Genomic DNA, 8,226 nt, shown 5'->3' with positions numbered 1-8,226 from the left:
CAAGCACCAAGGCTCCGCAAGGTTACCCCAAGATTACCCCAAGCAGACCGTCGGCCGGCGGCCCGAGGACGCTCGCAGCGACGCGGTTAGCACCGGCTGCCGGTCCGCCTGGCGGATCGTCCTGGTGCCATTTCCCCTCTGAAGGATGCTGAAATTCGCACACGTTGCATCGGGTCGTACGGCTGGCGATCTTTGGGTCGGGAGGGCTGGCAGAATCAGGCTATTGCACCGGTCTTGAAAACCGGCGCCGCGAAAGCGGCTTACAGGTTCGAATCCTGTGCCCTCCGTTGCATTCCCGGCGGCGTCCTCGCGGACGCTGCATCCACTCTCCCTGCTCCGAAGGATCGCCGCCGCGATGACCTCGGTCGTTGCGCGACTCGTCGCGCCCACCCTCGCCCTGGCCTTCGCGCTCGGCGCCGCCACCACCGTCGCCCGCGCCCAGGACGTTCCCGACACGTCCACCACGCCGGACAGCTCCACCGCCCGCGTGTTCGTGGACCACTGTCCTTGCCGTCTGGACTACGTGCGGGAGGAGATCCCGTACGTGGACTACGTGCGCGACCGCGACGAATCCGACGTTCACGTGCTGTTCACCGACCACCAGACCGGCAGCGGAGGCCGCTCGTACACCATCGAGTTCATCGGCCACCGGCGGTTCGCTGGCCTCGTGGACACGATGCAGCTGGCCACCCCGCAGGGCGCCACGGCCGACGACGTGCGACGGACGCTCGTTCGCTACCTCAAGCTGGGCCTGGTGCCGTACGTCGACCGCACCCGCGCCGTGAGCCAGCTCGATCTGGCCTACGCCGCGCCCCCGGCTGGCGAGACCGAGGCCACGCCGGCCTCGGCGGACCCGTGGAACTTCTGGGTGTTCCGCACCAACGTGAGCAGCTCCGCCAGCGGCGAGCAGTCGTCCAAGCAGCTCGCCAGCTACGGTTCGTTCGTGGCCGACCGCACCACGGACAACTGGCACCTGCGTCTGTTCACCCACGGCTCGTATAGCGAAGGCCACTACACGTTCAGCGACGGCAGCAAGCTCACAAGTTATGTGAACTCATATGACGCGTCGGGGCTGGTGGTGAAGAGCGAGGGCCCGCACTTCTCGCTGGGCCTGATCGGGTCGCTGCACTCGTCCTCCGTCCAGAATCAGCAACTGGCGCTGCGCCTGGCGCCGGCCGCCGAGTACAGCCTGTTCCCGTACAGCCAGTTCCAGCAGCGGCAGCTCACGGCCACGTACACCCTCGGCGTGACCAACGTGCGGTACGACTCGACCACGATCTACGGCAAGATGGCCGAGACGCTGTTGGACCAATCGCTGCTCGTGAGCTACGACCTCACGCAGCCCTGGGGCTCGTTCAACCTGTCGGTGGCCGGGGACCAGTACCTGCAGGACCTTTCCAAGTACTCGGTGACGGGATCCACCAACGGGAACTTCCGCCTGTTCCGCGGCTTCTCGCTCTACGTCGCAGCCAATGCCTCGCGCGTGAAGAACCAGCTGTACCTGCCGCGCGGCGCCGCCACGGACGAACAGGTGCTGCTCAACCTGCGGCAGCTGGCCACGAGCTACCGGTACTCCGGCCGCCTGGGGCTCAGCTACACCTTCGGGTCGATCTTCAACAACATCGTGAACCCGCGCCTGGGCCACTGAGCCGCGAACTCGCCGCCCGTCGGCCGGATTCATCTGCGCCGGACTTCCTTCACCCAATCTTCGCATGCGCGCGCAGAACATCCTCCAGACCATCGGCAACACCCCGCACGTCCGCATCAACCGCCTGTTCGGCCCCGACCACGAGGTGTGGCTCAAGCTCGAACGCGCCAATCCCGGCGGCAGCATCAAGGACCGCATCGGCGTGGCGATGATCGAGGACGCCGAGCGCAGCGGCAAGCTCGCCAAGGGCGCCGTGATCATCGAGCCCACGTCGGGCAACACCGGCATCGGGCTGGCGCTGGCGGCCGCGGTGAAGGGCTACAAGCTCATCCTCGTGATGCCGGAGTCCATGTCCATCGAACGCCGGCGCATCCTGGCCGCGCTGGGCGCCACGTTCGACCTCACGCCGCGCGAACTGGGCATGCGCGGCGCCATCGCGCGCGCCGAGGAGCTGATCGCCAAGACCCCGAATGCGTGGATGCCGCAGCAGTTCGACAACCCCGCCAACGCCGAGATCCACCGCCAGACCACGGCCCGAGAGATCCTGGCCGATTTTCCCGAGGGGCTGGACGTGTTGATCACCGGCGTGGGCACCGGGGGGCACATCACGGGCGTGAGCGAGGTGCTCAAGCACCGGTTTCCCAAGCTGAAGACGTTCGCCGTGGAACCGGAGAAGTCGGCGGTGCTCTCGGGGGGCGCGCCGGGCCCGCACAAGCTGCAGGGCATCGGCGCCGGGTTCGTGCCCGGCGTGCTCAACGTCGCCGCCATCGACGGCACCATCCAGGTAAGCGAAGAGGAAGGGTTCGAGTACGCCCGCCGGGCGGCGCGCGAGGAGGGAATCTTCGTCGGCCCGTCGTCGGGCGCCTCGCTGGCCGCCGTGGCCAGGAAGCTGCCCGAGCTACCCGCCGGCAGCCGCGTGCTCACCTTCTGCTACGACACGGGCGAGCGGTACCTCTCGGTGGACGGGCTCTTTCCGTCGGGTTGAACCCCGACGCCCCGACGTCTAGATTCCGCCTCTCGCAGCAACGGAGACGTGGCCGAGAGGCTGAAGGCGGCGGTTTGCTAAACCGTTATAGGGCCTTAAAGCTCTATCGAGGGTTCGAATCCCTCCGTCTCCGTGTACTCCCCGTCGGGATCGTCTCCAGGGCGGGGGAAGAAGCCCCGACCGGGGGTAACACAGACCGACCGGTAGGACGGTAGGACGGTAGGATGGTAGGACGGTATCACCGTCGCGCCGTCACGCCGTCCTACTTCATTTACTGTCTTCCGTCCTACGCCCCTACGCCCCTACCGTCCTACATTACCCCTCATGACCGCCCCCCGCCTCCGCTTCGCCCCGTCTCCCACCGGCTATCTCCACGTGGGCGGAGCGCGCACGGCGCTGTTCAACTGGCTGTACGCCAAGAAGTACGGCGGCCAGTTCCTGCTGCGCATCGAGGACACCGACAAGGCGCGGAGCACGGACGAGAGCACGCGCGCCATCTTCGACGGGCTGGAGTGGCTGGGCCTGCTGTGGGACGAGGAGGTGGTGTACCAGGGCGCCAACCTGCCCCGCCACCAGGCCGACGCCAACCGCATGCTCCACGCGGGGCACGCCTACCGCTGCTTCTGCACCCGCGAGGAGCTGGAGGCGCGCCGCGCCGAGGCCCACGCGAGCAAGGACGCGTTCAAGTACGACCGCCGCTGCGCCGGCCTGCCGCGTGAGGAGATCGACCGTCGCGTGGCGGCGGGCATGCCGTTCGTCATCCGCTTCCTGGTGCCCGACGGCACCACGAGTTGGGACGACCTGGTGCACGAGACGATCAGCTTCCCGAACAAGGACGTGGAGGACTTCGTGATCCTCCGCTCCGACGGCACGCCGATCTACAACCTGGCCGTGGTGTCGGACGACATCGCCATGGGCATCACGGTGGTGATGCGCGGCGACGACCACATCTCGAACACGCCCAAGCAGATCATGCTCTACCGCGCGCTGGGCGCCGAACTGCCCACGTTCGCGCACCTGCCCATGATCCACGGGCTGGACGGCAAGAAGCTGAGCAAGCGCCACGGCGCCACCGCGGTGGCCGACTACCAGCACATGGGCATCCTGCCCCAGGCGATGCTCAACTTCCTGGCCCTGCTGGGCTGGTCACCCGGCAACGACATCGAGGTGATGACGGTGCCGCAGATGATCGACCTGTTCAGCGCCGACTCGCTGCTCAAGAAGGCGTCGGTATTCGACACCGCCAAGCTGGAGTGGATGAACGGGCAGCACCTGAGCCTGCTGTCGAGCGCTGAGATCGAGCCGCGCATCACGCCGGCCATCGTGAAGGCGGGGCTGGCCACGGCCGACGAGCTGGCAGCCAAGCGCGACTGGTACCTGTCGCTGCTGGACCAGATCAAGACGCGGTCGCGCACGATCGACGACATCGTGCGGCAGGCGGCGCCGTATCTCACGGACGACATCGCCTACGACCCGGCGGCGGAGGCCAAGGTATGGAAAGACCGCCCCGCCGCGCTGGAACTGCTCGGCGCGACGCGCGACGCCCTGGTGGCGCTGGCGGCGTGGGAGCCCGCACCGATGGAAGAGGCGCTGCGCGCCTTGGCCGAGGCCAAGGGGCTGGCCGGCGGGAAGATTTTCCAGCCGCTGCGCCTGGCGCTCACCGGCCTCTCGGTAAGCCCGGGCATCTTCGACGTGCTGGTTCTGCTGGGCCGCGAGCGGTCGCTGGCCCGGATCGACGCCGCCATCCGTCACGTGGCCGGCTGATCGAGCGACGGGTCGGGCGAAACCCGACCGATTGAAGGGGAAAACATCTGTTGACCGCTTCGTGAGATTCAGGGTACATTCGTTCACGAACGCGGAGAGCGCCAACGCTGCCTCCAGCGATGGGCGCGACCGCCGCGGACGGGCCCCATGACAGAGCCACTCACGCAGTTGGAACGGCGGGTCTATCAGTTTCTGATCGACTTTCTCGCCGAGAATACGTACCAGCCGAGCATTCGCGAGATCGCGAAGAAGTTCCGCATCAAGTCCACCAAGACGGTGTCGGACCTGCTGCACTCGCTGGAGAGCAAGGGCTACATCCAGCGCGACGAATCGCGATCGCGAGGCGTGCACATCTTCGGCTTCGCGGCGGCGGGCTCCACGCAGCCGGTGCCGTGCGTGCCCGTGGCCGCAGCCACCGACGGCGCCCCCGTCAAGGCCGAGCGCTACATCACGATGGACCGCCGCTTCCTGCCAAGCGACGACGTGATGTACCTGCGCACCACGGACGACGCGATGAGCGGTCGCGGCATCCTGGCCAACGACTACGTGATGGTGTCACCCTCGGCGCGCGCCAAGGATGGCGACCTGGTGGCGGCGCGGGTGGCGGGCCAGGCCAAGGTCCGCACGCTCACCCATCGCGGGGCGACGATCGTGCTCGAGGCCACCACGGCGGCCGAGCGCCCGATTGAGGTGGGTCCGAGTGACGACTTCGCGATCCTCGGCGTGGTGTGCGGGGTGTTCCGGCCGTATGTGGAGAAGGAGCCCGAGCCACCAGCGCTCGAGAGCGAGAACGGCGCGGCGTAGATCGCGTGGAGTTCGCCCGGAGATCGCGACCGTTCCGGATTGTCGCGCGCGATGGGCATCAGGATCGCAGGGTTGCTGACAGGATGCTCCGGATTGGACGGATGCTCCGGATGAAAAGCAGGGGGGCTTTGAGGGGAGATGCGTGCCGCTGGCGCACAGATCTCCCCTCAAGCCCCCCTGGTCAGTTCGATCCGGAGCATCCGTCCCACCCGGAGCATCCTGTCGCAATTCTGGGTTCTGGATGTTGCCCGCCCGGCGCGCAACTCGCGATGAACGGCGAGCGGTGAACGCGCTCAGTGCGACGACGAGTCGGCCTTCTCCCGCGCCTTCTCGTGCTCCTCGTGGATCTTCTCGTTGCGCTCCCGGATGCGCTTGACCGCGGCGCGGAATTCGTCCTCCGTGATCGACAGACGGCCCTGGAACAGCACGTCGGCGCGGAGCTGATCCGTGTAGCGCGAATTCAGCGTGGGGTTGGCCTGGATCTTGAGCGGCAGCAGCGCGAACAGCGCGTTGGGGATCATGAACTTGCCCAACTGGATGCCCTGCTGATCCCAGCCGTACTTCTTGCCGTCCTTGGTGGTCACCGTCCAGTCGCCCGGCTTGCGCTGGTGCCCCGCGGCCTCGGCTGAATCGAGCATCACGCCGTACAGTTCGTTGACGATGCTGTCGATCTTCTCGGCCGGCGTCTTGACCGGCGCCTCGAAGTATGGCGCCGACACGCGGATCCGCTTGTCGGGCAGCGCCGGGATCACGCCCGTGGCCACCCCCGCCCCGCCGGTGACGCCCAATCCGTTCCCGGTGCCGCCCGCCGCTTCAGCCGGCGCTTGGGCCTTGGGCAGCGGCGGGACGACCGTGGTGGGGATGGTGGTGGGCGCGATCAGCGGCGCCGGCGCTCCGCCCCTGGGCGCGGGCTTGCTGGCGCGCGTGGTGGGCGCCGAGGACGACGCCGGCGGCGGCGGCGACACGCGGACGAAGTGGATGTCCTCGGGCGTGATGTGCCGCTCCGAGGAGAAGCCGCCGAGCAGGATGCCGAGCGGATAGCGGAAGATCATCTGCGCCATCACCAGCACGATGACCACGTGGATGGCGACCGAAGCGACCAGCGAGCCCGTGGAGCGCGGGCGCTTGGGCAGGAGGTTCACGCCACACCAGCCGTGAGCGACTGCAACACGCGTCCGGCGCGGCGGGCCGCTTCGGCCAGGCGTTGGGGCGACGTGATGAACGAGATGCGAAAGAACCCTTCACCGCCCTCGCCGAAACCCGAGCCCGGCAGCACGATCACGCCCTCGTCTTCCATGAGACGCTCGGCAAACTGCGCGCTCGGCAGGCCCTCGGGCAGCGGAATCCAGAGGTACATCGTGGCCCGCGGCGTCTCGCAGGTGAAGCCGGCGTCACGGAACGCGCGCACGGCCGCATCGCGCCGCTCCTTGAACACGGCCACGTTGCGCGGCACGAAGTCGTCGTAGCTCTCGATGGCCGCCACGGCGGCGGCCTGCACCGCCATGAACCCGCCCGTGTCCACGAACGTCTTGACCTTGGCCAGCACGGACGCGATCTCCGGCTTGGCTACCGCCCACCCGCAGCGCCATCCCGTCATGTTGTACGTCTTGGACATCGAATGGAATTCGATGGCCACGTCGCGCGCGCCGTCGATCTCGAAGATGCTGGGCGGCACGTAGCCGTCGAACGCCAGCTCGGAGTAGGCGTTGTCGTACACCAGCAGGAGATCGAGTTCGCGGCAGCGGCGCACCGTGCGCTCGAGGTAGTCGCGCGGCGCGATGGCGCCGGTGGGGTTGTTGGGGTAGTTGAGGTACACGATGCGGGCGCGGCGCAGCACGTCGGCCGGCACGTCGTCCAGATCCACCAGGAAGTTGGTGCGCGGGGTGAGCGCGTACCGGTACGGCACGCCGCCGGCCAGCCGCGTGCCGCCGGCGTACGAGTTGTAGCCCGGCTCGGGGACGATCGTGGTCTGCCCCGGATCCACGTACGCCATGGCAAGGTGGGAGATGCCCTCCTTGCTGCCGATGAGCGGCACGATCTCGGTGAGCGGATCGAACTGCAAACCGAAGCGCTTGGCCATCCACGTGGTGACCGCCTCGCGGAAGTCCATGAGCCCCACGCCGAACGCGTAGCGGTTCATGGAGGGGATGGCCGCGGCTTCGGCCAGGCGGGCGAGTGCGGCGGGCGGCGGCATGAGGTCGGCGTCGCCGGGTCCGAGGTCGATCACATCCACGCCCTGCGCGAGCAGTTCGCGCTTGCGCTGAGGTACGCGCGCCAGCACGTACTCGGGGAGTGTGACCAGACGGTCGGCGAGCTTTGGCACTAGCGATCCTTGTTCACAGGGTTGCGGATCCGGCTGAAGCCCGGCACTTCCACTTCTACCTCGTCACCGGGGGCAAGGGTCCCGACGCCCGACGGCGTGCCGGTGAGCACCAGATCGCCGGGTTCGAGCGTCATCACCCGTGAGATATACGCCAGCAGGACCGGAATCGTGAATACCATGTCGCTGGCCGACGCGCGCTGGCGTTCCTGGCCGTTGACGCGGGTGACCACCGAGAGGGCAGACAGGTCGGCCGGCGGCGCGGCGACGGGGCCCACGGGACAGAAGGTGTCGAACCCCTTGGCGCGGGTCCACTGCGAGTCGGACCGCTGGAGGTCGCGCGCCGTCACGTCGTTCACCGCCAGGACGCCCGAGACGGCGGCCGCGGCGTCTGCCTCGGTGGCGTGGCGCAGCCGTTTGCCCAGGACGACGCCGATCTCCCCCTCGTACTCCACCTGGGTCGAAATCGATGGGAGGACGATGGATTCACCCGCGGCGATGAGGCTGGACGGCGGTTTGAAGAAGATGAGGGGTTCCTGGGGAACCGCGTTCCCCATCTCCTTGGCGTGTTCGGCGTAGTTGCGCCCCACACACACGATCTTGGACGGGCGGGCGATGGGGAGCGAGGCGTTGGAGGGCATGCCGGGAAATCTACTGGCGATCGCGGGGGGCGGCCATTCGCGGGCATTCGGCGGCGCCGGCGGC

Annotated in this window: 7 protein-coding genes and 2 tRNA genes; 6 read left to right on the top strand and 3 right to left on the bottom strand. The window is 68.0% G+C overall.

Annotated elements, in window-relative coordinates:
- Positions 1-200: 200 nt before the first annotated feature.
- The 6 genes from VNE60_06530 (at position 201) to lexA (ending at position 5,201) form a co-directional block, all read left to right on the top strand.
- Positions 201-287, top strand: a tRNA-Ser gene (locus tag VNE60_06530).
- Positions 288-355: 68 nt separating this feature from the next.
- On the top strand, positions 356-1,648 hold the full coding sequence (locus tag VNE60_06525; GenBank protein ID HVB31168.1) for a hypothetical protein: 1,293 nt from the start codon (positions 356-358) through the stop codon (positions 1,646-1,648).
- Positions 1,649-1,712: 64 nt separating this feature from the next.
- Positions 1,713-2,633: a cysteine synthase A gene (gene cysK / locus VNE60_06520; GenBank protein HVB31167.1), complete on the top strand. Its 921-nt coding sequence runs from the start codon at positions 1,713-1,715 to the stop codon at positions 2,631-2,633.
- Positions 2,634-2,675: 42 nt separating this feature from the next.
- Positions 2,676-2,766 (top strand) — tRNA-Ser (locus tag VNE60_06515).
- 191 nt (positions 2,767-2,957) lie between these two features.
- Positions 2,958-4,397: a glutamate--tRNA ligase gene (gene gltX, locus VNE60_06510; protein ID HVB31166.1), complete on the top strand. Its 1,440-nt coding sequence runs from the start codon at positions 2,958-2,960 to the stop codon at positions 4,395-4,397.
- 147 nt (positions 4,398-4,544) lie between these two features.
- Positions 4,545-5,201 carry a transcriptional repressor LexA gene (lexA, locus tag VNE60_06505; protein ID HVB31165.1) on the top strand — a complete coding sequence of 219 codons (657 nt, stop codon included), beginning with the start codon at positions 4,545-4,547 and terminating at the stop codon, positions 5,199-5,201.
- 293 nt (positions 5,202-5,494) lie between these two features.
- Here lexA and VNE60_06500 read toward each other — a convergent pair whose 3' ends face one another.
- The 3 genes from VNE60_06500 to VNE60_06490 form a co-directional block, all read right to left on the bottom strand.
- Positions 5,495-6,343, bottom strand: a complete 849-nt coding sequence (locus VNE60_06500; protein ID HVB31164.1) for a hypothetical protein — start codon at positions 6,341-6,343, stop codon at positions 5,495-5,497.
- Positions 6,340-7,524, bottom strand: a complete 1,185-nt coding sequence (locus VNE60_06495; protein HVB31163.1) for an aminotransferase class I/II-fold pyridoxal phosphate-dependent enzyme — start codon at positions 7,522-7,524, stop codon at positions 6,340-6,342. Before VNE60_06495 ends, VNE60_06500 begins: the two co-directional genes overlap by 4 nt.
- Positions 7,524-8,226 (bottom strand): fumarylacetoacetate hydrolase family protein (locus VNE60_06490; protein ID HVB31162.1); only part of this gene is annotated, 703 nt, incomplete at its 5' end. The genes VNE60_06495 and VNE60_06490, both read right to left, overlap by 1 nt.

Source organism: Gemmatimonadaceae bacterium (assembly GCA_035533755.1).
In the GTDB taxonomy this organism is placed as follows: Bacteria; Gemmatimonadota; Gemmatimonadetes; order Gemmatimonadales; family Gemmatimonadaceae; genus JAGWRI01.
Note: the sequence above shows the minus strand (reverse complement) of the source record. Positions and strands in the feature narration are given on the sequence as shown.